We start from the raw sequence: 24,569 nt of genomic DNA, 5'->3' as shown, positions 1-24,569 counted from the left end.
AGCGCGGCTACGCGTCCCAGTCCACCGTCACCACGATCTTGCCGCGGGTCCGCCCCTCCTGGTTGAGCCGGTACGCGTCGGCGGCCTGTTCCAGCGGGAACACCCGGTCCACGTGGACGGTGACGATGCCTCGCTCGGCCAGTTCCGCGACCTGGGCCAGGTCCGCCGCGTCGGGGCGCACGAAGGCGTAGCGGCCGCCGTAGGAGAAGACCTCGTCGTCCGCGATGGAGGCGAGCCGGCCGCCCGGGGCGAGGGTGTCGGCCGAGGCCCTCAGGGCGTCGCCGCCCACCGTGTCGAAGGAGGCGTCGAAGCCGCCCGGGACCAGTTCCCGCAGCCGTTCGACGAGGCCCTCGCCGTACTCCACGGGTTCCGCGCCCAGGCTCCGCAGGTGCTCGTGGTTGCGGGGGCTCGCGGTGCCGACGACCCGGCAGCCGGTGTGCCGGGCGATCTGCACGGCGAGCGACCCGACGCCGCCGGCCGCCGCGTGGACCAGGACGGTGTCGCCCTCGCGGATCTTCAGGGTGCGGTGCAGCACCTGGTAAGCGGTCAGCCCGGCCAGCGGCAGTCCGGCCGCCTCCTCGAAGCTGAGGCTCAGGGGCTTGCGGGCGAGGGTGCGCACGGGGGCGGCGACGTACTCGGCGAACGTACCCCGGGAGAGGAAGTCCTCGCGTACGTAGCCGATGACCTCGTCGCCCACCGCGAACTCGTCGACGGCGACGCCCGGTTGCACGACGACCCCGGAGACGTCCCAGCCGGGGATCACCGGGAAGACCGCGTCGAGGGCACCTTGGAGGTAGCCCTCGCGGGCCTTCCAGTCGACCGGGTTGACGGCGGCGGCCCGTACCTTCACCAGGACGCTGTCGGGGCCGACCTTGGGGTCGGGCCGCTCGCCGTACTCCATGACGTCGGCGGAGCCGTACGCGCTGTAGCTGATCGCCTTCATCCCTCGACCTTCCGTGCAGGTCAGGGTTGCCGCAACTCAGGCGGTACGGCCGTGGGGCCCGCCCCTCCCACCGGCGCCGGCCCGCCGACCCTCACCAGCGCGGGACCGCCGGCGTCGCCCAGCCCGGGTCGGCGGCGCGCATCGCCGCCGCGTCGTCGCGCTCGCGGTAGGTCCCGTCGTCCTCCAGCCAGCGCCGGTGGAGGGCGGCGAGGCGGTCGCGGTCCAGTGCGACGCCGAGGCCGGGGGCGTCGGAGACCGTCAGCCGGCCACCGGTGAAGGTGTGGCGCTCGGTGATGACGTCCTCGGTCTGCCAGGGGTAGTGGCTGTCGCAGGCGTACGCGAGCTCCGGCACGGTGGCGGCCACGTGGGTCATCGCGGCGAGGCTGATGCCGAGGTGGGTGTTGGAGTGCATGGAGAGCCCGACGCCGAACGTGCGGCAGATGCCCGCCAGTTCCCGGGTGCGGGTGAGGCCGCCCCAGTAGTGGTGGTCGCTCAGGACGATCTGGACGGCGTCGCGGGCGAAGGCCTCGGGGACCTCGGCGAGCGTGGTGACGCACATGTTGGTGGCGAGCGGGACGTCCGTGCCCGCCGAGACGGCGGCCATGCCGTCCGTGCCGCTGGTGGGGTCCTCCAGGTATTCGAGGGCGTCCTTCAGCTGGTCGGCGACGTACAGCGAGGTGGGAACGGACCAGGCGCCGTTGGGGTCCAGGCGCAGCGGGCGGCCCGGGAACGCCTCGGCCAGGGCGCGGATCGCGGCGATCTCCCGGTCGGGCTCGAAGACGCCGCCCTTGAGCTTGAAGGAGCCGAAGCCGTAGGTGTCGGCGAAGCGCCGGGCCTGGGCGACGACACCGGCCGGGTCGAGCGCCTGGCCCCAGTCGTCGGCCTCCCCCGGGCCGGGGTGGGCGGCCCAGCGGTGGAAGAGGTACGCGCTGTACTCGACGCTGTCGCGGACCTTGCCGCCCAGCAGCGCGTGGACCGGCAGGCCCACCGCCTTGCCGAGGGCGTCAAGGCAGGCGACCTCGAAGGCGGAGGCGACGGAGAGCCGGATCTTCTCGGCGTTCCTGACCCCGCGCAGGCCCCCGGCGTCGACCCGGTCGTCGGCCCCCGCATCGCCCCCGCCGTCGGCCGCGCGCACGTCGCCGCACACCCCCTCGGCCAGCGCGAACAGCCCGTTCAGATCCGTGACCGCCCGGCCGGGAAGCGCCTCGGCGAGCGAACGCGCGGGCTCCACGTAGGCGCCGTCGCCGTACGTCTCCCCCACGCCGGTCGTTCCGCCCCGGGTGACGACCTCCACGATCAGGCGTGGGGTGTAGGGCTGGTGGACGCCCTGGGTGTTCAGCAGGGGCGGGTCGGACACGAGGATCGGGGTGAGCCGGACGTCTTCGATCACCAGAGCTGTATGCATACATGAACTCTATTCAGGGATACGTTTCTCCGCCAGGCTCTCGACCGCTCCGCCGACAAGGGCATCGGGAGTCAGGAGCGGCTTGCGGGCACGGCGTCCTTCGTCAGCAGCGTGTCGCCGGACCACCAGAGCCGGTAGGGGTCGACCTCCGCCAACAGGTCCCGGCCGGAACGGCAGAACTCGCAACGGGCGCCCCCCGGCCGGGACCACGCCCGGGGCCGGGCGGCAGGCGGTCTCCGACGGCAACGCGGGCCTTGGTTCCCGATCGGCGCCCCGGGCGCTGCCACCGGTCCGGGCGTTTGCTGAACCGCCCGGCGGACACACGGCCGATGCCGTCGCCGGCGGACCGACATCTCACCACCGGGGGCCGACTCCCGGTCTTCGAGGACGCCGACGCGTTCCGGTCCCTCGGACCCCTCCGGGCCCGGGCGGGCAGTGCGCTCGGCCACACGGCTTCCGCGCCGCCGGATCACGAGAGGCACTGGACGACATACCGACTGGTCGGCATCATGGTTCCCGATCGTTCCGTCACCTCGTCCCGTCACCTCGTTCCGCAGTCGCCCGGAGGTACGCACCATGAGCCCAGTCCCCCCACCAGGTCTCGACCCGGAGTCGCTGCGTGGCCATCTCGACCGCGAGCGTCCGGGGCTGGTGAGCGGGCCCCTCGAAGCGCGGCTGATCGAGGGCGGCCGCTCGAACCTCACGTACGTCGTCGGCGACGGGACGGGGCAGTGGGTGGTGCGCAGACCGCCGCTCGGCCATGTGCTGGCCACCGCGCACGACATGACGCGCGAGCACCGCGTGATCAGCGGACTGCACCCGACCGCCGTGCCCGTGCCGGAGCCGCTGCTGCTCTGCGAGGACGACTCGGTGATCGGCGCGCCGTTCTACGTGATGGAGTACGTCGAGGGCACCCCGTACCGCACCGCCGAGCAGCTCGCCCCGCTGGGCCCCGAGCGCACCCGGGCGGCGGTCCTCGGGCTCGTCGACACCCTGGTCGACCTGCACGCCGTGGATCCGGCCGCGGTGGGGCTCGGGGACTTCGGGCGTCCTGACGGCTTCCTGGACCGGCAGTTGCGGCGCTGGGGCAAGCAGTTGGACGCCTCCCGCAACCGTGACCTGGCGGGCATCGACGAGCTGCACGCCGCCCTCGGCCGTGCGCTGCCCTCCTCCCCCGCGCCCACCGTCGTCCACGGCGACTACCGCCTGGACAACGTGCTGCTCGGCTCCGACGACCGGATCAAGGCCGTCCTCGACTGGGAGATGTCCACCCTCGGCGATCCACTGACCGACCTCGGGCTCCTCGTGATGTACAGCTCCGACCTCGGTCTTGCCGGGTCGCCGGTCTCCACCACCAGCGGGGCGGCCGGGCACCCGTCCCCCGCCGAGCTGATCGAGCGCTACGCGGCCCGCTCGGGCCGGGACACCTCCGCGATCTCCTGGTACACCGCGTTCGCGTGGTTCAAGCTCGCCGTGATCCTGGAGGGCATCCACTACCGCTACACCCTCGGCCAGACCGTCGGCGCGGGTTTCGACCGGATCGGCGATCTGGTCCCCGTCTTCATCGCGCACGGCCTCACCACCCTCCAGGAAGGCTGAACCCCCATGGACTTCGCATTCGACGCCCGTACCGAGGAGCTGCGTTCCCGCCTGCTCGCGTTCATGGACGAGCACGTGTACCCGGCCGAGCAGGTCGCCGAGGAGCAGCGGGCCCGGCTCGCCTCGCCGTGGGACACGCCCGCGATCGTCGGGGAGCTGAAGGCCGAGGCGCGGCGGCAGGGGCTGTGGAATCTGTTCCTGCCGGACGCGGAGTACGGGGCCGGGCTGACGAATCTCCAGTACGCCCCGCTCGCGGAGATCACCGGACGCTCTCCGCACCTCGCGCCGACCGCGCTGAACTGCGCGGCCCCGGACACGGGGAACATGGAGGTGCTGTTCCAGTTCGCCACCGAGGCGCAGAAGAAGCAGTGGCTGGAGCCGCTGCTCGCCGGGGAGATCCGCTCCGCGTTCGCGATGACGGAGCCGGACGTGGCGTCGTCGGACGCGACGAACATCGAGACGCGGATGATCCGCGATGGCGATGACTACGTCATCAACGGGCGTAAGTGGTACATCTCCGGGGCGATGAATCCGGACTGCGCGGTCTTCATCGTGATGGGCAAGACCGATCCGGACGGTGAGGACATCCGCCGCCAGCAGTCGATGATCCTGGTCCCCCGCGACACCCCGGGGCTCGAAGTGCGGCGCGCGATGCAGGTGTACGGGTACGAGGACCACTCCCACGGCGGCCACGCCGAGGTGGTCTTCCACGACGTCCGGGTGCCCGCGGCGAACCTGATCGGTGAGGAGGGCGGCGGCTTCGCCATCGCCCAGGCGCGGCTGGGTCCGGGCCGGATCCACCACTGCATGCGGCTGATCGGGATGGCGGAGCGGGCCATCGAGCTGATGTGCCGCAGGGCCGTGGCGCGTACGGCGTTCGGCAAGCCGCTGGCCGCGCAGGGCGTCGTCCAGAACTGGATCGCGGACGCCCGGGTCACGGTGGAGCAGCTGCGGCTGCTGGTGCTGAAGACGGCCTGGCTGATGGACACCGTGGGCAACAAGGGCGCGCACACCGAGATCCAGGCCATCAAGATCGCCACTCCGCGCGCGGTGGTGGACATCCTGGACTCGGCGGTGCAGCTGTACGGCGCGGGCGGGGTGAGCCAGGACTTCCCGCTGGCGGAGCTGTGGGCCTCGGCGCGGACGCTGCGGCTGGCGGACGGGCCGGACGAGGTGCACCAGCGGTCGCTGGCCCGGCGGGAGATCAAGCGGTACGTGTGACGGACGGCGTGCGGCCCCCTCCCGAGGTGCTCTTCGGGAGGGGGCCGCACCCGTACGCGTACAGCAGGGCTCAGAAGGTGAGCTTCCAGCTGTCGATGTAGCCGGTGTCCTGCCGGGCGACGTCCTGGACCCGGAGCTTCCAGGAGCCGTTGGCCACCTCGCTGGAGGCGTTGACCGTGTACGTCGTGATGACGTTGTCGGCCGAGTCGCCGCTGCTGGAGTTCTTCAGCCGGTACGCGCTGCCGTCCGGGGCGAGCAGGTCCACGACGAGGTCGCCGCGGTAGGTGTGCTTGATGTCGACGCCGACCTGAAGTGCGGCCGGGGCGTTGCCCGTTCGTCCGGTGACCGCGACCGACGAGGTCACGGCAGCTCCGGCGTCCGGGATGGCCACGTCGGTGGTGTTGCTGAACACGTCCTCGCCGGTGGGCGGTTCGCCGGTGCCGGAGGACAGGGTCCAGACGGCGTGGGCGGCGGCGTCGCTGTTGCGGTCCAGGGCCGTGTCGTTGATGTTGCTCAGGTTGTCGCACGACGAGTGGTAGCAGCGGTCGAAGGCCTGGCCGGCCGTCCCGCCCCACTTCTGCGCCTGTGCCGCGGACTTGGTGTAGCCCGCGCCGGTGAAGAGTCCGCCGACGGGGACGCCGACGTTCTTGAACGGGGCGTGGTCGGAGCGGCCGTCGCCCTCGGTCTCGATCTCGGTGGGGACGTTCAGCCCCGCGAAGTAGTCCTTGAAGGTCTTCTCGATGACCGGGTCGTCGTCGTAGACGAAGTAACCGGCGTTGGGCGAGCCGATCATGTCGAAGTTGAGATAGCCGGAGAGCTTGGAACGCTCGGCGGACGGCAGGTTGTTGACGTAGTGCTTCGAGCCGATCAGGCCCAGCTCCTCCGCGCCCCACCAGGCGAACCGCAGGTGCTTGTCGGGCTGGTACCCGGCGCGGGAGACGGCGAGCGCGGTCTCCAGCACGGCGGCCGAGCCGGAGCCGTTGTCGTTGATGCCGGCGCCGGAGGAGACCGAGTCGAGGTGGGCCCCGGCCATCAGGACTTTGCTGGGGTCGCCGCCGGGCCAGTCGGCTATCAGGTTGTAGCCGGTGGCGCCGTTGGAGGTGAACTGCTGGAGCGTGGTGGTGTATCCGGCGGCATCCAGTTTGGCCTTCACGTAGTCGACGGACGCCTTGTAGCCGGGGCGGCCGTGGGCGCGGTTGCCGCCGTTGTTCGCGGCGATCGTCGAGAGCTGCGAGAGGTGGGCCTTGACGTTGGCCACGGGGATGTCGGGCGCTGCTGCGGCGGCCGGTGTCGGCGCCCCGGCGGCCTGGGCGGCCGGCGTGCCGGCCCCGAGGGCGACGGCGAGGGCTACGGCGGCGACGGCCGCCGGGGATCTGCGCAGGGTGAAGCGGTTCGGTCTCATTCACGGGCTCCGGATTCCGTTGGGGACTGACGGAACGTGCGGGGGGTACCCGGCCGCGCGGTGCCCGGTCGGGTCCTGGAGCTGGCTGTGCGCGATGCGTGACCGATGCTCAAGGAAATGACAGTGCTCCGTCAAGAGCGGAAACCGGACAGGTCTGTTCTATTAACGGACGGACCTGTGCCCGTGAACTCTGGCGCCTCGTCGGGAGGCAGGACATACCTCATACATCCAGACTCGCCCCGCCCGGCGGAGCGGGCCACCGGATCGCCCCTCCGGGCAGGAAACCCTCTACGGGCGCAGGGCCCGCAGCAGCAGGTCCGCGAGGTGGTCGGCGACCTCCTGGCGGCTGAGCGGGCCGTCCGGGCGGTACCAGGTGGAGAGGTGGTGGACCGAGCCGAAGTGGTAGTCGACGACCAGGTCGGCGGGGGTGGCCGAGGAGAACACGCCGCTGTTCTGCCCCTCCTCGACCAGCGCCCGGAAGCGCTCGTGGTAGCGGCGGCGCTCGACGCGTACCTGCTTGTTCTTCTCGGGGCTCAGGTGGTGCATGGAGCGGAAGAAGATCGCGGCGTCGTCGAGGTTGTCGATGGTCGTGACCACCACGTCGGCCGCCGCGCCGCGCAGCCGCTCCTCGACCGGGGCCTCGGCGTCCGCGAAGGCGTCCAGGCGCTCCTGCTGGAGCCGCAGCACCCGGGCGTAGACCTCTTGGAGCAGGTCCTCCTTGGAGCCGAAGTAGTGGTAGAGCGCCCCCTTGGTGACGCCGGCCGCCTCGACGATCTCCTGGACCGAGGTGCGGTCGTACCCGCGCTCGGCGAAGAGCCGGGTGGCGGCGGCCAGCAGCCTCTGGGGGACGGGAGTGCCGTTCTGGTCCGTCGCCTTGGCCATGAGCCGCCACCTTCCTTTCGTACTGTGCGTGTACTGTTCCGACGCTGTTCTAACGGGGGGAACGCAGTTCCCGCCTGAGGATCTTCCCACTCGCCGTCTTCGGCAGCTCGGTCAGGATCTCCACCTCGCGCGGATACTTGTACGCCGCCAGCCGTTCCTTGCAGTACGTGCCCAGCTCGCCGGGTTCCACCGAGGCCCCCGGACGCAGGCTCACGTACGCCCGGACCGTCTCCCCCCGGTACGCGTCGGGCACGCCCACGACGGCCGCCTCCCGCACCGCCGGGTGGGTGTAGAGGACATCCTCCACCTCGCGGGGCCACACCTTGAACCCGGAGGCGTTGATCATGTCCTTCTTGCGGTCGACGACGTACAGCCAGCCCGCCGCGTCCATGAACCCGATGTCACCGGTGCGCAGCTCGCCGTCCGGGAAGGCGGCGGCGGTGGCCTCGGGGAGGTTCCAGTAGCCGGAGACGACCTGGGGGCCGCGCACCGCGATCTCGCCCTGCTCCCCGAAGGGCACCTCCCGCCCCTCCTCGTCGAGGATCCGGACGACGGTGTCGGGGCCGGGGACGCCGACGGAGAGCGTGCCGGAGACCGGGTCGACGGGGGCCTCGCGCTCGGGCGGGACCGAGGCGCAGGGGGCGGTGCACTCGGTGAGCCCGTAACCGTTGCGGATGTACGGGCCGAAGCCCGCGCGGAACTTCTCCACGAGCGCGGGCGGCAGGGGCGCGCCGCCGGAGGAGATCACCCGGAACGAGGCGAAGTGGTCCGGGGTGACGTCCGGGTGCGCGGCCAGGGCCATGAAGGCGGTGGACGGTCCGACGGTGTAGGCGGGCCGGTGGGTGGCGAAGGCTTCCAGGACGACGCCTGCCTCGAAGCGGTAGGCGAGCACGAGAGTGCCCGCGTTGGCTATGCAGGCGGCGAGCTGGCAGACCATGCCGGTGATGTGGAAGAGCGGGGCGAGCGCGAAGTAGGCGGAACCCTCGGGGATCGGATGGCCGGTGCGCTGGCGTTCGGCGTTGACCATGATGTTGCCGTGGGCGTTCATCGCGCCCTTGGGGGTGCCGCTGGTACCGGAGGTGTAGCTGATCAGCGCCACGTCGGCCGCAGTGAGCCCCCGGTCCGCCGGGGCCGGGTTCCCGGCGCGGGCGGCGGTCAGCAGGTCGTCCGCGAGGTCGTCGGGGCCGGGGGCGGGGAGCCTGTCGAAGCCGAGGACGCGGGGGTCGTCGACGCTCTGGAGGTCCCGTTCGCAGGCGGTGAGCGCGATGGAGAGGTCCGGAGCGGCTTCGGCCGTCTCCCTCAGGTACGCCTCCCACGCCCGGTCCGAGCAGATCAGCGCGGTGACCCCGGCGTCCTTGAGTACGTGGCCGACCTCGCCGGACTTGTACATCGGGTTGAGCGGGACGACGGTCGCGCCCGCCTTCCACGCGCCGAGCACCGCGAGGACGAAGTGCGGGCTGTTCTGGAGCATGACCGCGACCCGGTCGCCGCGGCGCAGCCCCCGGGCGGCGAGGTGCCCGGCCACCGAGTCGGACAGCTCGTCGGTCTCGCGGTAGCTCAGCCGGCCGTCGAAGTAGGCCAGGGCCGGGTGGTCCGGGGCCCGGTCGACGGCCGCGCGCCAGGCGTGCAGCACGGTCGGGGGCGGGGTGACCGGGGCGCGCTGGGCCTCGCTGAGGAGGGCGATCCAGGGCTGGGCGGCGTAGATCGAGGCGGTGGGGGCCGGGGCGTCGGGGGTCGCGGGTCCGGGGGTCGTGTCGCTCATGCTCCGCTCCCCTCCTCCCACTGCTGCTGGAGCCGGTTCATCCCGCGCATCCACCGGTCCGGATCGGCGGCGCGCGCCTGGTAGTAGCCCGCCACCTCGGGGTGCGGCAGGACCAGGAAGCGGTCCGCGTCCATCGCCTCGAACAGGGCGTCGGCGACGGCGTCCGGCTCGATGGCCCCGGGCGCGAGGACCAGCTCGCCGGCCGATCCGGCGGCGGTGAGCATGTCGGTGCGCACGCCCTGCGGGCAGATCGCGTGGACCTTGATCCCGCGGTGGCGGTAGGTGAGCGAGAGCCACTCGGCGAAGGCGACCGCCCCGTGCTTGGTGACGCTGTACGGAGCCGCGCCGATCATCGTCAGCAGCCCGGCGGCGGAGGCGGTGGTGACGAACCGGCCGCTCCCACGCTCCAGCCAGTCCGGCAGGAGGACCCTGGCCGCGCGGACGTGGGCCATCACATTGACGTCCCAGGCGGCGGCCCAGACCTCCTCGTCGGCGAACGCGTCGCCGGGCGAGGCCAGGCCCGCGTTGGCGCAGTAGACGTCGACCGTGCCGTCCAGCGCCTCCCGGGCCGCGTCCACGACCCCCGAGGCGTCCCCGGCGACGGCGATGCCGCCGATCTCCTTCGCGAGCGGTTCGATCCGCGCGAGGTCCAGGTCGTTGACGACGACCCGCGCCCCTCCGGCGGCGAACCTGCTGGCCAGAGCGGCTCCGATGCCGCCTCCGGCCCCTGTGACCACTACGCCGGCGCCCTGCACCGTACCCATTGTCATCCCGCCTCTCGCATCCGGCTGCACCGGCAGACTAACCGGTCGGTATGTGATCGGGGAAGGGCCGGGAACGGGGCGGACGGGGCCCGTACGGCTCGCCGGGACCGGCTGGGGGAATCGGCGCGGCCCAGGTCGTTCCGTGCGGCCCCGGCCCGCGCTAGCGTGCGTGGCCATGACAGTCGGCGCGATCATGGAGGTAGCGGAATGAGCCTGTCCCGACGTGGTGTCCTGGCCGCGGGAGGCGCCGTGGGAGCGCTCGCGGCGACGGCGGCCGGCACCGGCACCGCCGCCGCTTCGGCCCCCGGGCGCGGCTCCGGGCACGGGCGCGGCCGGGTGCGTACCGGCTTCGACCGGCTGGCGGCCGACGGCTACCGGCTGCTGCGCGGCCAGAAGGCCGGGATCGTCACCAACCCGACCGGCGTCACCGCCGACGTCCGGCACATCGTCGATGTGATGCACCCGGACGACCGGGTGAACCTGACCGCCGTGTTCGGCCCCGAGCACGGGTTCCGGGGCACCGCGCAGGCGGGCGGCTCGGAGGGGCGCTACGACGACCCGGCGACCGGGCTGCCGGTCTACGACACGTACCTCAAGAGCGGGCAGGACCTCGCGGACATCTTCACCGCGTCGGGCGTGGACACGGTGGTCTTCGACATCCAGGACGCGGGTGCGCGCTTCTACACGTACATCTGGACGCTGTACGACTGCATGGAGGCGGCGGCGCTCGCCGGCAAGCGGCTCGTCGTGCTGGACCGGCCGAATCCGGTCACCGGGCGGGCGGCGCTGGGACCGGTGCTGGACCCGGCGTTCGCCACGTTCGTCGGCCGCCGGGAGATCGCCCAGGCGCACGGGATGACGGTGGCGGAGCTGGCGCTGTTCTTCAACGCGGAGTTCCTGCACGAGAATCCGGCGCGGCTGGAGGTGGTGACGATGTCGGGGTGGCGGCGCTCGGACTTCTTCGACGACACCGGGCTGCCGTGGGTGCCGCCGAGCCCGAACATGCCGACGCCCGAGACGGCTCTCGTCTACTCCGGCACCTGCCTCTTCGAGGGCACGAACCTCTCCGAGGGCCGGGGCACCACGCGCCCCTTCGAACTGCTGGGCGCGGAGGGCATCGACCACCGCTGGGCGGCCGCGGCGAACGCGCTGGAGCTGCCGGGAGTCGCGTTCCGGGAGGCCTACTTCGCGCCGACGTTCTCCAAGTTCCAGGGCAAGACGGTGGGCGGGGTCCAGCTCCACGTCCAGGACCGGGAGGCCTTCGACCCGGTCCGCACCGGGATCGCCCTGCTGGTGACCGCGAAGCAGACGTGGAGCGGGTTCGCCTGGCGGCCGGACAACTGGATCGACAAGCTCACCGGGAACACCCGGGTCCGCACCATGATCGACGCGGGCGCGGACACCGACGAGGTCGTACGGGCGTGGCAGCGGGACCTGTCGGCGTTCCGGGCGAAGCGGCGGAGGTATCTGCGGTACGGCGGATAGCGGCTCGGGTCAGGCTGCCGTGAGGTCCAGGTCGCCGAGGTACTCGCCGTCGTCGGTGAGGCCGCGCTTGCGGTAGCCGAGCCGGAGGTAGAAATCCTCGGGGCCGCCCTCCCCGGGCTTCCAAGTCACGGTCGAGACCGTCCCGCCGCGCCGGCGGATCTCCTCGTTGACCGCGCCCACGGCGAGCCGCCCGTACCCCCGGCCCTGCTCGCCGGCGGCGACGGCGAGCCGCCAGAGCCCGGAGCGGGGCGGGGCGTCCGGCACCCCGGCGTCGAAGTCGAACGGCAGGTCGAAGTACGCCATCACGAAGCCGACGGCGCGCTCACCGTCACAGATCAGCCGGGGCCAGGCGAGGTCGGGATGCACATAGGCCTCGGCCAGGGACTGCGCGACCGGGGCGACGAACCTGCGCTGCTCGGGTGCTACTTCCAGCCGACAGGCGGCGAGCACGTTGTCCGGGGTGATCTTTTCCAGGCGTGGGTGAGCTGCTGTCATGAGGAGATCCAACCGCACGGGACCGTGACGCCTCCGCCGGGTTTCGGGCACGCTCGCACCGCCGCGCGCCCGCGCACCACCCGCCCGTGCGCCGCTCCGCTTCCGCCTGTGGCACCCCGTCCCACATGGGGAGTCTCGGCCAATGGACGGTTTTCATCTTTCGATGGAGCCGAAACGGGCAGGCGTACGTCCATTCCTTGACGTCCAAGGACGAGCGACGGAGGTGGCGGTGTCATGGCCGGTTTCCGGAGTCTTGCGAGACAGGTCCGCGATCCGCTGGGTGATCTGGCCCTGCGGCGGTATTCACTGCGCAAGTGTTTGGAGAGGTTCGCCCCGTACGGGCACCGGGCGACCTGGGACCATCTGTGCGCCCGGCACGGGATCGGTCCCGAGGACCGGGCGCCCGATCCGGTGCGCCTGATGCGCGCGCTGGACGAGCTGGAGGAGGCGCGGGCCGTCTGGCTCGCGTACGAGGCGGGGTTCGCGGAGCGGCGGCGGCGCGAGAAGCACGAGGGGCTGCGGCGGCCCGGCGCCTTCGACGACTGGCACCGCCGCACCTGGGGCGGCCACGGGGTGGCGCGCTGCGCGGACCCCGCGGTCCATCCCACCGAGCCGCTCGCCGAGGTCCTGCGCCGGCTGATCACGGCTCTCGGCTCCGGCCCCGGCTCCGCCTGCCCGGTCTGCGCGGGCACCGGCATCGAGTGGCGGCAGGAGCGGGGCGACGAACCGTGGGCGGGCCCGGTGTGCACGGGCTGCGGGATCGCGGTGCCGCAACCCGCCCTGACCGACCGCACGCTGGCCAGGGCCCGGCTGCCACGGCACCGGAGGCCGGCCGCGGCGGCGGCGTGAGCCCCCGCCCTCCCGGCCCGGTGATCTAGGGGTTGTCCGGCGACTGCTTGCGTTCGGGCATCAGACGGGAACCGGTGATCTTCTCGCCGTTGATGTCGTCGGGGTTGGAGAGCACGCAGGTCTCCAGCGACAGACAGCCGCAGCCGATGCAGTCGGTCAGGTGGTCGCGCAACCGGTGCAACTGCGTGATGCGCTCGTCCAGTTCCTTGCGCCACGCCTCGGAGAGACGGGCCCAGTCCTCGCGGTTCGGCGTGCGCTCCTCGGGCAGTTCGGCGAGCGCGTCCCGGATCGTGGCCAGCGGAATGCCGACGCGCTGGGCCGCCCGGACGAACGCGACCCGGCGCAGCGCGTCCCGCGAGTAGCGGCGCTGGTTGCCGCTGGTGCGGCTGCTGCTGATCAGGCCCTTGGACTCGTAGAAGTGCAGGGCCGAGACGGCGGCGCCGCTGCGCGCCGAGAGCTGGCCGACCGAGAGTTCGTGGAGTGTCTGTGGGATCTGGGGCACCCCTCAAACCTACTGCCATGTCGTTGACAGGAACCCGGCGCACGACGATGCTGAGCAAGCGCTTAGACATCGCGCCGGATGATGCGTCGAGCCGGAAGGCAGGGACCGGGAACATGGCAGAGCCGAGGATCTTCACGTCCGCGCAGGAGCTGCGGGACGGAGTGGACGAGCAGCTGGGACACAGCGACTGGCTGGAGATCGAGCAGAAGAGGATCGACCAGTTCGCCGAGGCGACCGGCGACCACCAGTGGATCCACGTGGACCCGGAGCGGGCGAAGGACGGGCCGTTCGGCACGACCATCGCGCACGGCTATCTGACGCTCTCGCTGCTGCCCGCGCTGGTGCCGCAGGTGATGCGGGTCGAGGGCATGAAGATGGGCATCAACTACGGGACCAACAAGGTCCGTTTCCCCTCGACCGTCCCGGTCGGCTCACGGCTGCGGGCCACGGCGGTGCTGCGGGACGTGACGGAGGCGGGCGGCGGCGTGCAGGTCACGGCGGTCGTCACGGTCGAGCGCGAGGGCAGCGAGAAGCCGGCCTGTGTCGCGGAGTCGGTGTCCCGCTACTACTTCTGAACCGGCTCGGCAGCTTCCTCCAGCCGCCGGGCTACTGCTGGACCTGCCGGGCCCCGACCATCCGCAGGACGAGGTCGGCGTACAGCTCGCCGACCTCGTCGGGCGTGCGGCTGCCCTGGGCGTTGAACCAGCGGGCCACGTCGATGCAGAGGGACAGCACCGCGAGCGTGGTGCCGGGGACGTCGGGGACGTCGAACTCGCCGTCCCGCACCCCTTCGCCGATGATCCGGCGCACCACCGCGTCGCTCCTGCGCCGCAGCGCGACGATCTCGGTGCGGTGCTCCTCGCCCAGCGCGTCCAGCTCGTACTGCACGACCCGGGCGGTGGTGTGCCGTTCCGCGTGCCAGCGGACGAAGGAGCGGACGGCCCCGGCGAGCCGTTCGGCGGCCGTGCCGTCCCGGTCCGCCTCGGAGTCGAGGACGTACAGCGCCCGCTCGTGGCCGATCTTGCTGATCCGGTGGAGCAGCTCTTCCTTGGTCTTGAAGTGGATGTAGAGCGCGGCCGGGCTCATCCCGGCCCGGCCGGCGATGTCACGGGTGGTGGTCGCGTGGTACCCGCGCTCGGCGAAGGCGTCCACGGCGGCGACGAGGAGCCGCCTGGCCGCCTCGGGAGTGACCTCGCCCCACGGCGCGTCCTCGCCGCTCGTCTCCTCCGCCGTACTCATCGCCCAGGGCCCCTCTCCGTCAGCAGGACGAACACCATACCCCGAACCTGAGCAAGCGCTTAGGGGTTGTCCGGCCGATGGGCGCCGGGGTCAGAGCTTCTGGAAGGGGTCGTGCTCGGCGAGGATCTTCTCCAGCCGGGCCTGGTCGACCCGGCTGTGGATCTGCCCGGCCTCCTGGCGGTCCCGGATCACCTTGGCCAGCGTGAAGCAGGACGTGACCAGGTACAGCACGCCGATGGCGAGGAAGCCGCGCACCCAGGCGTCGGCGTCGAGGAAGAAGATGCCGAAGGCGACCGCGCCGATCGCCACCATGAAGGAGGCGACGGCCTGGACGTAGAAGGCGGCGGTGCTCTGCTGCTTGACCGATGTCGTGTCACTCATGGGTTCAGCATCCGCCGACGTGGCGCACGCCACATCCGCGCCCGTACTCAGGCCGTATCTGGCCGGTACTCAGACACCCGTGCGAGCGCGGTGGCCGTCAGAAGGCGGAGACGCCGGTGAGCGCCCGGCCGATGATCAGCTTCTGGATCTGGCTGGTGCCCTCGTAGAGCGTCATCACTCGGGCGTCCCGCAGCAGCTTGCCGACCGGGTACTCGTCGATGTAGCCGTAGCCGCCGAAGACCTGGAGGGCGTTGTTGGCGCAGCGGACGGCGGCCTCGGAGGCGTACAGCTTGGCCTTCGAGGCGGCGGTGGCGAAGCCCTGGCCCCGGTCGATCAGGTCGGCGACCCGCCAGGTCAGCAGCCGGGCGGCGTCCACGTCCACGGCGATGTCGCTCAGCAGTTCCTGGACGAGCTGGTGGCGGGCGATGGTCTTGCCGAACTGCTCGCGCTCGCCGGCGTAGCGCACGGCCGCGTCCAGGGCGGCCTGGGCGATGCCGACACAGCCGGCCGCGACCGACATGCGCCCCTTGGCGAGGGCGGACATGGCGATGGAGAAGCCCTTGCCCTCGGGCCCGAGGAGGCAGGCCTCCGGTACCCGGACGTCCTCCAGGACCAGTTCGGCGGTGCCCTGGCCGCGCAGGCCGAGCTTGCCGTGGATGGTGCGGCGGGTGAGGCCGGGGGTGTCGGTGGGGACGAGGAAGGCGGAGACGCCCCGGTGGCCGGGGCTGTCGTTCGTCCGCGCGAAGAGCAGGACGACGTCGGCCCAGGTGCCGTTGGTGATGAACATCTTGGTCCCGTTGACCACGTAGTCACCGCCGTCGCGGACGGCCCGGGTGACCAGGTTCCCGGCGTCCGAGCCGGTGCCGGGCTCGGTGAGGCCGAAACAGCCGATCGCCTCGCCGGAGGTGAGCCGGGGCAGCCACTGCCGCTTCTGCCCCTCACTCCCCCAGGACGCGATGGTCTTGGCGACGAGGCCGAGCGATACGGAGACGATGCCGCGCACCGAGGAGTCGCCGCGCCCCAGCTCCTCGGTGACCAGGCAGTAGGAGAGGTGGTCGCCGGCGGAGCCGCCGTACTCCTCGGGGACGGTCAGCCCGAGGAAGCCGAGACCACCGAGCTTCTTCACGATCGACCTGTCGACACTCTCGGCCCGGTCCCACGCGACGACATGCGGGGTGACCTCGCGGGCGACGAAATCCTCGGCCAGTTTCCGGACGGCTTCCTGCTCCTCGCTGAGCGCCAGGTCCATCGCGCGCCACCCCGCTTCCCACGATCGCTTAATTAGCACTGCTAGTTTCCGGCTCGCAGGGCCTACTATGAGCCGCATGGCCCGACCGCGCAAGCCCCTCCTGAGCAGAGACCGCATCGTCGGGGCGGCGAGCGCGCTCGTGGACGCCGAGGGGCTGGACGCCGTCTCCACCCGTCGGCTGGCGGCCGTGCTGGGGGTGAGCGGCCCTTCGCTCTACAACCACTTCCGCAACAAGGAGGAGATCCTCGACGCCGTCGCCGACGCGGTCTCCGTACAGGTCGATCTGTCGATGTTCGAGGAGTCGGACCCGCGCGACTGGCGGGAGGCCCTGCACGACTGGGCGCTGTCCTACCGGGCCGCCCTCGCCGCGCACCCGCACATCGTCCCGGTGCTGGCCCGAGGGCCCGGCCGCCGGCCGGCGGGGCTGCGGGTGGCCGACGCGGTGTTCGGAGCGATGGTGGGGGCGGGGTGGCCGCCGGCGCAGGCGACCCGGATCGGGGCGCTGATGCGGTACTTCATCACCGGCTCGGCGCTGGGCTCCTTCGCCGGGGGTTTCGTCGACGACGAGACCGCCTACGACCCGGCCGACTACCCGCACCTCGGCCAGGCCCACCTGCTGGCCGACCACCGCCGCCAGGTCGACGAGGGGGCCTTCGAGACGGGGCTGCGGGCGCTGCTGGACGGGTTGGCGATCCAGTACGAGCAGTACGCGCGGGCGGTGGGTGACGACGCGGCGACGGTTCGGCCGGGGCCGGACCGTCCCTGACGCACGCTGTACGTATGGACCGTTCCCGTTCCCCGCGACCCGCGCCTATACAGCCCGTCCGGCGTTTGAGAACGGAACCGGCGCTCGGGATGGCGGTGCCGTTGCTTCCCGGACACGGAGGGGTCGCCCGGTGCCACCGCCACGGTTCCGTCCTCAAACGCCGGACGGGCTTGAGGGGGGCAGGGCTCCGGCCTCAAACGCCGGACGGGCTTGGGGGGAGCAGGGCTCCGGCCTTGAAGTGGGGCACAGGCTGGAGGGATGCACGGTTCCGTCCTCAACCGCCGGACGGGCTTGGGGGGGGGAGCAGGGCTCCGTCCTCAAGTGTCGGATGGGGTTGGGCGGGGAGCACGGGCTGGAAGCGGGTCGCCGGTTGACGGGGATTGACAATTCGGTGGGGGCCGAAGCTTTTCGGCTTTACGGTCGTGGCCATGACGACGACCCCGACACCGCTTCCGGCCTCCCCGTCGGCCCACCGCTGGCGGGCCACCGCCGCCGCCTGCACCACCGTCGTGCTGTGGGCCTCCGCCTTCGTCTCCATCCGCAGTGCGGGCGAGGCCTACTCCCCCGGCGCGCTGGCCCTGGGGCGGCTGCTGGCGGGCGTACTGGTGCTCGGCGCGATCCTCCTCGTACGCGGGGAAGGGCTTCCGGGGCGCGGGGCCTGGCGCGGGATCGTCACGTCGGGGGTGCTCTGGTTCGGGCTCTACATGGTCGCGCTCAACTGGGGTGAGCAGGAGGTCGACGCCGGCACGGCGGCGATGCTCGTGAACATCGGGCCGATCCTGATGGCCCTGATGGGCGCCCGGATGCTCGGCGAGGGGCTGCCCCGGCGCCTGCTCCTGGGCATGGGCATCTCCTTCTCCGGTGCGGTCGTCGTCGGCCTCGCGATGTCCGGGCACGGCAGCTCGTCCGTGCTGGGCGTGGCACTCTGCCTGCTGGCCGCGGTGGTGTACGCGCTGGGCGTGGTGAGCCAGAAACCGGCGCTCGCGTACGGCTCCTCGCTCCAGATCAACACCTTCGGCTGCCTGATCGGCGCCGTCGCCTGCCTGCCGTTCACCGGGGTGCTGATCTCCGAGGTGGCCGACGCGCCGATGGCCGCCACACTGAACATGATCTACCTGGGCGTCTTCCCTACCGCCCTGGCCTTCACCACCTGGGGCTACGCCCTGGCCCGGACGACGGCGGGCCGGATGGGCGCCACCACGTACGCGGTCCCGGCGATCGTGGTGCTCATGGCGTGGGTGCTGCTCGACGAGGTGCCGACCCCGCTCGGCGTCCTCGGCGGGCTGCTCTGCCTGGCCGGGGTGGCGGTGTCCCGGAGCCGCCGGCGGACCGGGCCCGCGCGCGAGAACCCGGCCCCGGCAGATGTGGCCGCCCGTTCGGACGCGCCCTAGAAGACGACCAGCGCCCGGCCGCCCTTGCCCGCGATCATGTTGTCGAAGGCGGCCGGGATACCGTCCAGGGCGATGTGCTCGGTGACCATCATCGACAGGTCGAAGCGGCCCGCGCGGATGTGGTCGGCGAGGGCGGGCAGGTCGCGGGCCGGGTCGCTGTTGCCGTAGACGCAGCCCGTCAGGGACCGGCCCCAGTGGAAGATCTCCAGGGCGTTGAAGGTGACTTCCTGGTCCTTGCCGCCGATCCCGACGACCGTCGTACGGCCGCCGCGCCGGGTGGATTCCCAGGCGGCCCGGATGGTCGCGGGCCGGCCGACGCACTCGACCGCGACGTCGGTGCCCTGGCCGCCGGTGAGCTTGCGGATCTCGCGCGGGGTGGTGGCGGAGGCGATGACGTAGTCGGTGGCCCCGGCCTGCCGGGCCAGCTCCTCCTTGGCCGGGGAGACGTCGACCGCGATGATCCGGGACGCGCCCGCGATCCGGGCGGCCTGGAGCACGGCGAGGCCGACGCCGCCGATGCCGAAGACGACGACGCTCTCGCCCTCGCGGACCCGGGCGCTGTGGTGGACCGCCCCGTAGCCGGTGAGGACCGCGCAGCCGAGGAGGGCGGCGTCGGTGAGCGGGATGCCTTCGGGGGCGGGGAGGACACAGTTGGCGGCGACGACGGTCTCCTCGGCGAAGGCCGCGACGTTGAGGCCGGGGTGAAGGTCGGTGCCGTCCGCCGTACGGGCGTGGAGGTTGGACGTCCCCTTCAGGGCGTCGGCGCAGAGCCACACCTCGCCGATCCCGCAGTGGAAACAGGCCCCGCACGAGGGGGCCCAGTTGAGGACCACGCCGTCGCCGGGCGCGACATGCGTGACGCCCTCACCGACCGCCAGGACCGTACCCGCTCCCTCGTGGCCGAGAACGGCGGGCACCGGGACGCGCATGGTGCCGTTGGACAGGGACAGGTCGGAGTGGCAGACCCCGGCGGCGGCGAGCCCGACGCGCACCTGGCCGGGGCCGGGCTCCGGAAGGACGATGTCGGTGATCTCCAGCGGAGCTCCGACGGCGGGCAGTACGGCGGCGCGGACCACGAACAGGCTCCTTACGAGTTACGAGTTACGAGTTACGAGGAAAGGGTTACAGGGGTCAGAACTGGAGCGACTTGGTCTGGAGGTACTCCGCCAGACCGTGCGGGCCCAGCTCGCGTCCGACCCCCGACTGCTTGTAACCGCCGAACGGGGCCATCGGGTTGAACCGTCCGCCGTTGATGTCGACCTGTCCGGTGTCCATCCGGCGGGCGAAGGCCACCGCTTCCTCGTCGTCCGCGGCCCACACGGCTCCCGCGAGCCCGTACACCGTGTCGTTGGCGATGCGGAGCGCGTCGTCCACGTCCTCGTAGCGGAGGATCGAGACCACCGGGCCGAAGATCTCCTCCTGGGCGATCGTCATGTCCGGGGTGACGTCGGCGAAGACGGTCGGGCTGACGTAGAAGCCGGTGTCCAGCGGGGCGTCCGGGCCGCCCGCGATCAGCCGGGCGCCCTCCTCGACGCCCTTGGTGATGTAACCGCGCACCCGGTCCTGCTGCTTGGCGTTGACGAGCGGGCCGACCCGCTCCCCGGCCACGTACTTGGTCACCGCGTTCGCCACGAGTTCCACGGCCTCGTCGTACCGCTCGGCGTCCACCAGCATCCGGGTCCAGGCGCTGCACGTCTGGCCGGAGTTGGTCATCACGTTGGCGATGCCGACGTTGACCGCCTTGGCGAGGTCCGCGCCGGGCAGGATGACGTTGGCGGACTTGCCGCCCAGTTCGAGTGCGACGCGCTTGATCGCGGCCCCGGCGGTCGCGCCGATCTGCTTGCCCACGGCGGTGGAGCCGGTGAACGAGACCAGGTCGACGTCCTCGTGCGCGGCGAGCGCCTGTCCGGCGACCGGTCCGAGGCCGGTGACGAGGTTGAAGACCCCGGGCGGCAGACCGGCCGCCTCGGTGGCCTCGGCGAAGAGCTGGGCGGTGAGCGGGGTGTCCTCGGCGGGCTTGAGGACGACGGTGCAGCCCGCGGCGAGGGCGGGGGCGACCTTGGCGACGATCTGATGGAGCGGGTAGTTCCAGGGGGTGATCGCACCGACCACGCCGACCGGTTCCAGCAGCACGGTGGAGTTGCCGATCCGCTCCTCGAACGTGTGGCGGGCGGCCAGTTCGGCGTACGAGGCGGCCACCAGCACGGGCACGCCCGCGTGGACCATCTGCGACAGCGGCAGGGGCGAGCCCAGCTCCGCCGTGATCGTCTCGGCCAGCACGTCCTTGCGGGCGGCCAGGGCGTCGGCCAGCGCGGTGAGCCGGGCGGCGCGCTCGGCGGGCGGCGTCGCGGCCCAGGCGGGGAAGGCGGCGCGCGCGGCCCGCACCGCCGCGTCGACGTCCTCGGCCGTCCCCGCCGGTACGTGGGCGATGACCTGCTCGTCGGCCGGGTTCACGACCGCGATCGTGTCCCGGCCTACGGCGGGCCGCCACGCACCGTCGATGTACATCTCGTCATGGGCCTTCATGGCTGTTTCCTCCCGGACGTGCTGTACGGAGCGCCGAAGCCGTGCGGCGGGTGCGGGGCACACGTCGCACCCGCCCAAACTAGCGCCGTTAGTTTTTCGGCGCCAGGGAGTCTCCCGAGACGCCTGTCACGCCGGACGCGTACGCCCCCGGGCCTCTACCCGCTTCCCGGTCCGGCCACCCGCGCTCCGGCCCGACTTGCCGGAACGGCATGAGCCCTTGTCCCGACGGCCGGTGGCGGGGCAGGACTGGGACAGGACCGGGGCGAGTCCCGCGCATCCGGATCATCCCCGCGCATCCGGATCGTCGAAGATCATCCATCGAGGAGTCTCAATGATGGAGTCAAGCCGCCTGCGTGACCGGCGGGACGGGGGTGAACACCCGTCCGTCACGCAGCAGGGCCCACAACACGCCGGCCCGTCGGCGGGCGAGGGCGATGACGGCCTGGACGTGTTTGCAGTCCTCGCCGCGCTTCTTGAGGTAGAAGTCCCGGTTCGGTCCTTCGCGGATGATGCTGGTCTGCGCGGACATGTAGAACACCCGGCGCAGACGGCGGCTGTAGCGCTTGGGCCGGTGCAGGTTGCCGGTGCGGCGGCCGGAGTCGCGCGGGACGGGCACCAGTCCTGCCGCCGAGGCCAGATGGCCGGCGTCCGCGTAGGCCGCGAGGTCCCCGGCGGCGACCACGAACTCGGCACCGAGTATCGGGCCCATGCCGGGCAGGGACTCGATGATTTCCGACTGCGGGTGGCTGCGGAACGTCTCGCGGATCTGCTTGTCGATCCGCTTCAGCCGGTCGTCCAGGGCCAGGATCTGCGCGGCCGGGTCGGCGACGATCTGTGCGGCGACGGCCTCGCCGGGCAGCGCGGTCTGCTGGGCCTGGGCCGCCTCCAAGGCGGTCGCGTCTACGACCCGCCCGACACCCTCTACTACGTGTTACTACGTGCGCCTCGTGTCGTCCGTTGCCGGTACGGGGGCAGGCCCCGCGTCTGCCGGTGCCGGCGCCGGTACGGGGGCGGGCCCGGCAACGCCCGGTTCCGGGGCGGGGGCGGCGCCCGCATCGTCCGGCTCCGACGCGGGGGCGGAGCCCGTACGGCCCTCGCCGCGCAGGCCGAGTCCCGCCGCGCCCAGCAGCCCCACGCCGAGCAGGACGAACGGGGCCGCCACCCCCACCGCGCCCGCGATCAGGCCCGCCGCGGCGGGGGCCGCGACCTGGCCGAGCCGGTTGCCGGTCAGCCGGAGGGCGAGCGCGGTGGACCGGGCCCCGTCGGGGGCGGCCCGGACCACGGTGGTCATGGACAGCGGCTGGCCGACGCCGAGGCAGAAGCCGAGCACGGCCAGCATGACGGCGAGGACAGGGACGGAGACGGGCAGCGCGACGCCCGCGCAGAGGAGCCCGGCGAGCAGGCAACTGGTGGTCAGCAGGGCCCGCCGGCCGAGCAGCCGCAGCAGCGGGGTCATCACCAGCCGGCAGGCGATCGTGGCGGCGGCCCGCAGGCTCAGCAGCAGCCCCACGGTGGCGGGCGCGATGGAGCGGTGCTCGCCGACGACCGGAAGGTAGGCGGTGAGGATGTCGGTGGCGGACAGCACCGCCATGCTGATCAGGATGCCCGCGGGGACACCGCGCGCGCCGAGGATCGTCCGGACCGGAACCTTGCCGCCGGTCCGCGCCCCGGAGCCGGCCGCCCGGCGGTGCTCGATGCGCCAGAGCGAGGTGAGGGCGACCGCGCAGACCCCGGCCGAGACGAGGAGCGCCAGCGCGCTCGTACGGCCGAGGGCTCCGCCCTGTCCGGAGATGAGCGCGCCCGCGGCGATCGGGCCGATGAGCTGGCCGAGCGAGGCCCCGATGGTGAAGTGCCCGAAGTTGCGGTCCTGTTCGTGGGGTGCGGACTGCCGGGCCACGATCGACTGCGCGCCGATCACGAAGCACAGGTGGCCGAGCCCCATCACCCCGCTCCAGGCGGCCATCGCGGGCAGCGAGGAGACGAGGCCGCTGAGCGCGCAGCCGCCGGAGATCAGGAGCACGCCGAGCGGCAGCAGGGGCGCGCACCGGCCGTGGTCGGTGCGGCGGCCGAGCGGCACGGCGACGAACAGCGGGAGCAGGGCGTACACCCCGGCGATGACGCCGATGGCCGCCTCGTCCGCGCCCAGCGCGAGGGCCCGGTAGGAGACGGCGGGCCGCGCCATCGACACGGCCCCCTGCGCGAACGCGAAGGCGATGACGAGGCGCAGCAGCCAGCCCCTGCCGGGCCCGGATCGCGGTCGGTCGGTCATCACATGATGCCGAAGAGGATGCCCGCCGCGAGCACCACGAGCGAGGTGAGCACGGCCCACTTGACGGTGAAGCGGGTGTGGTCGCCGAACTCGACCTTCGCCATGCCGACAAGGACGTACACGGCGGGCACGAGAGGCGAGGACATGTGCAGAGCCTGACCGGCCAGGGAGGCGCGGGCGATCTCCACCGGCGAGACGCCGTGGGCCGCGCCCGCCTCTGCGAGGACGGGGAGGACGCCGAAGTAGAAGCCGTCGTTGGACATGAAGTAGGTGAGCGGCAGGCTGAGCAGGCCGGTGACGATGTCCATGTGCGGGCCCATCGCGTCGGGGACCGTGCCGACGACCCAGTCGGCCATGTGCTCGACCATGCCGGTGCCGGTGAGAACGCCGGTGAAGACGGCGGCGGCGAAGACCATGCCGGAGACGTTGAGCACGTTGTCGGCGTGGGCGGCGATCCGGGCCCGCTGGTCGGGCATGTGGGGGAAGTTGACGGTGAGCGCGAGGGCCGCGCCGAGGAGGAAGAGCACCGGGATCGGCAGCAGCTCCATGATCATCGCCGTCAGCAGGGCGGCGGTGAGTCCGGCGTTGAACCAGTAGAGCTTCGGGCGGAGCGTGGGCCGGTTGGGATCGAGGCCCTGGAAATCGTCGTCGCCGTCCGCGCCCTCTGCACCACCGGCGGAGCTCTCGGTTCCCGTACCGCTCGCGGAGCCGGATGCGGCGGTCCCCTTGCGGAGGCGGTCCTTGCCGCCGGTTCCGCCGGTGCCGGCCGACACGGTCTCCGGCTCCGGCTGCGGCTCCCGGGCCAGCGCCTCGTCGAGGGTGAGCATCCCCAGGCGCTTGCGCTCCCGGATGCCGAGCACGTACGCCAGCACGAACACGGCGAGCAAGCCCATGGCGAGCGCCGGGATCATGGGTACGAAGATCTCGGAGGCGTCCAGCTTGAGGGCGGTGGCGGCGCGGGCGGTGGGGCCGCCCCAGGGCAGGGTGTTCATGACGCCGTTGGCGGTGGCCGCGACGCCGGTCATCACGACCAGGCTCATTTTCAGGCGTTTGTAGAGCGGATACATCGCCGAGACGGTGATCATGAAGGTGGTGGAACCGTCGCCGTCCAGCGAGACGATCGCGGCGAGCACCGCCGTACCGACGACGATGCGCATCGGGTCGGCCTGGCAGAACTTCAGGATGCCCCGGACGATCGGGTCGAACAGGCCGACGTCGATCATCACACCGAAGTAGACGATGGCGAACATCAGCATGGCGGCGGTGGGGGCGAGGTTGCCGACGCCTTCGATCACGTAGTCGCCGAGCTGGGCGCCCTGCCCGACGGCCACACAGAACAGTGCGGGGATCAGTACCAGCGCCGCGATCGGCGACATCTTCTTCGTCATGATCAGGACCAGGAAGGTCGCGATCATGGCGAAGCCGAGGATTGTCAGCAT

Annotated in this window: 22 protein-coding genes and 1 pseudogene; 7 read left to right on the top strand and 16 right to left on the bottom strand. The window is 72.1% G+C overall.

The window, feature by feature from the left end:
• Positions 1–7: 7 nt before the first annotated feature.
• The gene (locus ACFWM7_RS01940; protein WP_383253885.1) at positions 8–943 is read right to left on the bottom strand and encodes an NADP-dependent oxidoreductase; all 936 of its coding nucleotides are present in this window, start codon (positions 941–943) and stop codon (positions 8–10) included.
• 91 nt (positions 944–1,034) lie between these two features.
• Positions 1,035–2,348 (bottom strand): enolase C-terminal domain-like protein, encoded by a 1,314-nt coding sequence (locus ACFWM7_RS01935; RefSeq protein ID WP_383253882.1) that lies wholly within the window; start codon positions 2,346–2,348, stop codon positions 1,035–1,037.
• A 576-nt stretch (positions 2,349–2,924) separates the two neighbouring features.
• On the opposite strand from ACFWM7_RS01935, the gene ACFWM7_RS01930 reads away from it, so the two are divergent.
• Both ACFWM7_RS01930 and ACFWM7_RS01925 read left to right on the top strand, forming a co-directional pair.
• Complete coding sequence (locus tag ACFWM7_RS01930) at positions 2,925–3,947, top strand: phosphotransferase family protein (RefSeq protein ID WP_205084726.1); 1,023 nt, start codon at positions 2,925–2,927, stop codon at positions 3,945–3,947.
• Positions 3,948–3,953: 6 nt separating this feature from the next.
• Positions 3,954–5,168: an acyl-CoA dehydrogenase family protein gene (locus ACFWM7_RS01925; protein ID WP_383253879.1), complete on the top strand. Its 1,215-nt coding sequence runs from the start codon at positions 3,954–3,956 to the stop codon at positions 5,166–5,168.
• A gap of 70 nt (positions 5,169–5,238) precedes the next feature.
• Here ACFWM7_RS01925 and ACFWM7_RS01920 read toward each other — a convergent pair whose 3' ends face one another.
• From ACFWM7_RS01920 to ACFWM7_RS01905, 4 genes are all read right to left on the bottom strand, one after another.
• Positions 5,239–6,570: a M28 family metallopeptidase gene (locus ACFWM7_RS01920; protein WP_383253877.1), complete on the bottom strand. Its 1,332-nt coding sequence runs from the start codon at positions 6,568–6,570 to the stop codon at positions 5,239–5,241.
• A gap of 288 nt (positions 6,571–6,858) precedes the next feature.
• Positions 6,859–7,452: a TetR/AcrR family transcriptional regulator gene (locus tag ACFWM7_RS01915; RefSeq protein ID WP_383253875.1), complete on the bottom strand. Its 594-nt coding sequence runs from the start codon at positions 7,450–7,452 to the stop codon at positions 6,859–6,861.
• Positions 7,453–7,501: 49 nt separating this feature from the next.
• Positions 7,502–9,214, bottom strand: a complete 1,713-nt coding sequence (locus ACFWM7_RS01910; RefSeq protein ID WP_383253872.1) for an AMP-binding protein — start codon at positions 9,212–9,214, stop codon at positions 7,502–7,504.
• Entirely contained in the window at positions 9,211–9,984 is a 774-nt protein-coding gene (locus tag ACFWM7_RS01905; RefSeq protein ID WP_383253869.1) for an SDR family oxidoreductase, read from the bottom strand. Before ACFWM7_RS01905 ends, ACFWM7_RS01910 begins: the two co-directional genes overlap by 4 nt.
• A 201-nt stretch (positions 9,985–10,185) precedes the next feature.
• Here ACFWM7_RS01905 and ACFWM7_RS01900 point away from each other — a divergent pair, with 201 nt between their 5' ends.
• Positions 10,186–11,463: an exo-beta-N-acetylmuramidase NamZ domain-containing protein gene (locus tag ACFWM7_RS01900; RefSeq protein WP_383253866.1), complete on the top strand. Its 1,278-nt coding sequence runs from the start codon at positions 10,186–10,188 to the stop codon at positions 11,461–11,463.
• Positions 11,464–11,472: 9 nt separating this feature from the next.
• Here the strand turns inward: ACFWM7_RS01900 and ACFWM7_RS01895 are convergent, their stop codons facing one another.
• Positions 11,473–11,958: a GNAT family N-acetyltransferase gene (locus ACFWM7_RS01895; protein WP_383253864.1), complete on the bottom strand. Its 486-nt coding sequence runs from the start codon at positions 11,956–11,958 to the stop codon at positions 11,473–11,475.
• 234 nt (positions 11,959–12,192) lie between these two features.
• Here ACFWM7_RS01895 and ACFWM7_RS01890 point away from each other — a divergent pair, with 234 nt between their 5' ends.
• Positions 12,193–12,807, top strand: coding sequence for a hypothetical protein (locus tag ACFWM7_RS01890; protein WP_383253863.1), 615 nt, complete (start codon positions 12,193–12,195; stop codon positions 12,805–12,807).
• Positions 12,808–12,832: 25 nt separating this feature from the next.
• Here the strand turns inward: ACFWM7_RS01890 and soxR are convergent, their stop codons facing one another.
• Positions 12,833–13,309 carry a redox-sensitive transcriptional activator SoxR gene (soxR, locus tag ACFWM7_RS01885; RefSeq protein WP_383253861.1) on the bottom strand — a complete coding sequence of 159 codons (477 nt, stop codon included), beginning with the start codon at positions 13,307–13,309 and terminating at the stop codon, positions 12,833–12,835.
• A gap of 113 nt (positions 13,310–13,422) precedes the next feature.
• Between soxR and ACFWM7_RS01880 the strand changes: the two genes are divergently transcribed.
• Positions 13,423–13,884, top strand: a complete 462-nt coding sequence (locus ACFWM7_RS01880; RefSeq protein WP_383253859.1) for a MaoC family dehydratase — start codon at positions 13,423–13,425, stop codon at positions 13,882–13,884.
• 31 nt (positions 13,885–13,915) lie between these two features.
• Here ACFWM7_RS01880 and ACFWM7_RS01875 read toward each other — a convergent pair whose 3' ends face one another.
• The 3 genes from ACFWM7_RS01875 to ACFWM7_RS01865 form a co-directional block, all read right to left on the bottom strand.
• Positions 13,916–14,548, bottom strand: a complete 633-nt coding sequence (locus ACFWM7_RS01875; protein WP_383253857.1) for a TetR/AcrR family transcriptional regulator — start codon at positions 14,546–14,548, stop codon at positions 13,916–13,918.
• Positions 14,549–14,638: 90 nt separating this feature from the next.
• Complete coding sequence (locus ACFWM7_RS01870; RefSeq protein WP_010070249.1) at positions 14,639–14,929, bottom strand: YiaA/YiaB family inner membrane protein; 291 nt, start codon at positions 14,927–14,929, stop codon at positions 14,639–14,641.
• Between the two features lie 97 nt (positions 14,930–15,026).
• Positions 15,027–16,178, bottom strand: coding sequence for an acyl-CoA dehydrogenase family protein (locus tag ACFWM7_RS01865; RefSeq protein WP_383253855.1), 1,152 nt, complete (start codon positions 16,176–16,178; stop codon positions 15,027–15,029).
• A 76-nt stretch (positions 16,179–16,254) separates the two neighbouring features.
• Here ACFWM7_RS01865 and ACFWM7_RS01860 point away from each other — a divergent pair, with 76 nt between their 5' ends.
• Both ACFWM7_RS01860 and ACFWM7_RS01855 read left to right on the top strand, forming a co-directional pair.
• A complete protein-coding gene (locus ACFWM7_RS01860; protein ID WP_383253852.1) occupies positions 16,255–16,944 on the top strand; it encodes a TetR/AcrR family transcriptional regulator in 690 nt (229 codons plus the stop codon).
• Positions 16,945–17,372: 428 nt separating this feature from the next.
• Positions 17,373–18,335 carry a DMT family transporter gene (locus ACFWM7_RS01855; protein ID WP_383253850.1) on the top strand — a complete coding sequence of 321 codons (963 nt, stop codon included), beginning with the start codon at positions 17,373–17,375 and terminating at the stop codon, positions 18,333–18,335.
• On the opposite strand, the gene ACFWM7_RS01850 is transcribed toward ACFWM7_RS01855, so the two are convergent.
• From ACFWM7_RS01850 to ACFWM7_RS01830, 5 genes and pseudogenes are all read right to left on the bottom strand, one after another.
• Entirely contained in the window at positions 18,332–19,411 is a 1,080-nt protein-coding gene (locus ACFWM7_RS01850; RefSeq protein WP_383253848.1) for a Zn-dependent alcohol dehydrogenase, read from the bottom strand. The two genes, ACFWM7_RS01855 and ACFWM7_RS01850, sit on opposite strands and share 4 nt — an antisense overlap.
• 55 nt (positions 19,412–19,466) lie before the next feature.
• Positions 19,467–20,861, bottom strand: coding sequence for an aldehyde dehydrogenase family protein (locus ACFWM7_RS01845; protein ID WP_383253846.1), 1,395 nt, complete (start codon positions 20,859–20,861; stop codon positions 19,467–19,469).
• Between the two features lie 340 nt (positions 20,862–21,201).
• A pseudogene (locus ACFWM7_RS01840) lies at positions 21,202–21,753 on the bottom strand (transposase); the annotation flags it as partial.
• 42 nt (positions 21,754–21,795) lie between these two features.
• Positions 21,796–23,130 (bottom strand): MFS transporter, encoded by a 1,335-nt coding sequence (locus ACFWM7_RS01835; RefSeq protein WP_383253844.1) that lies wholly within the window; start codon positions 23,128–23,130, stop codon positions 21,796–21,798.
• A complete protein-coding gene (locus ACFWM7_RS01830; RefSeq protein ID WP_383253842.1) occupies positions 23,130–24,569 on the bottom strand; it encodes a CitMHS family transporter in 1,440 nt (479 codons plus the stop codon). The genes ACFWM7_RS01835 and ACFWM7_RS01830 overlap by 1 nt, the downstream gene beginning before the upstream one ends.

Source organism: Streptomyces sp. NPDC058375, from assembly GCF_042723425.1.
Lineage (GTDB): Bacteria > Actinomycetota > Actinomycetes > Streptomycetales > Streptomycetaceae > Streptomyces > Streptomyces durocortorensis.
Note: the sequence above shows the minus strand (reverse complement) of the source record. Positions and strands in the feature narration are given on the sequence as shown.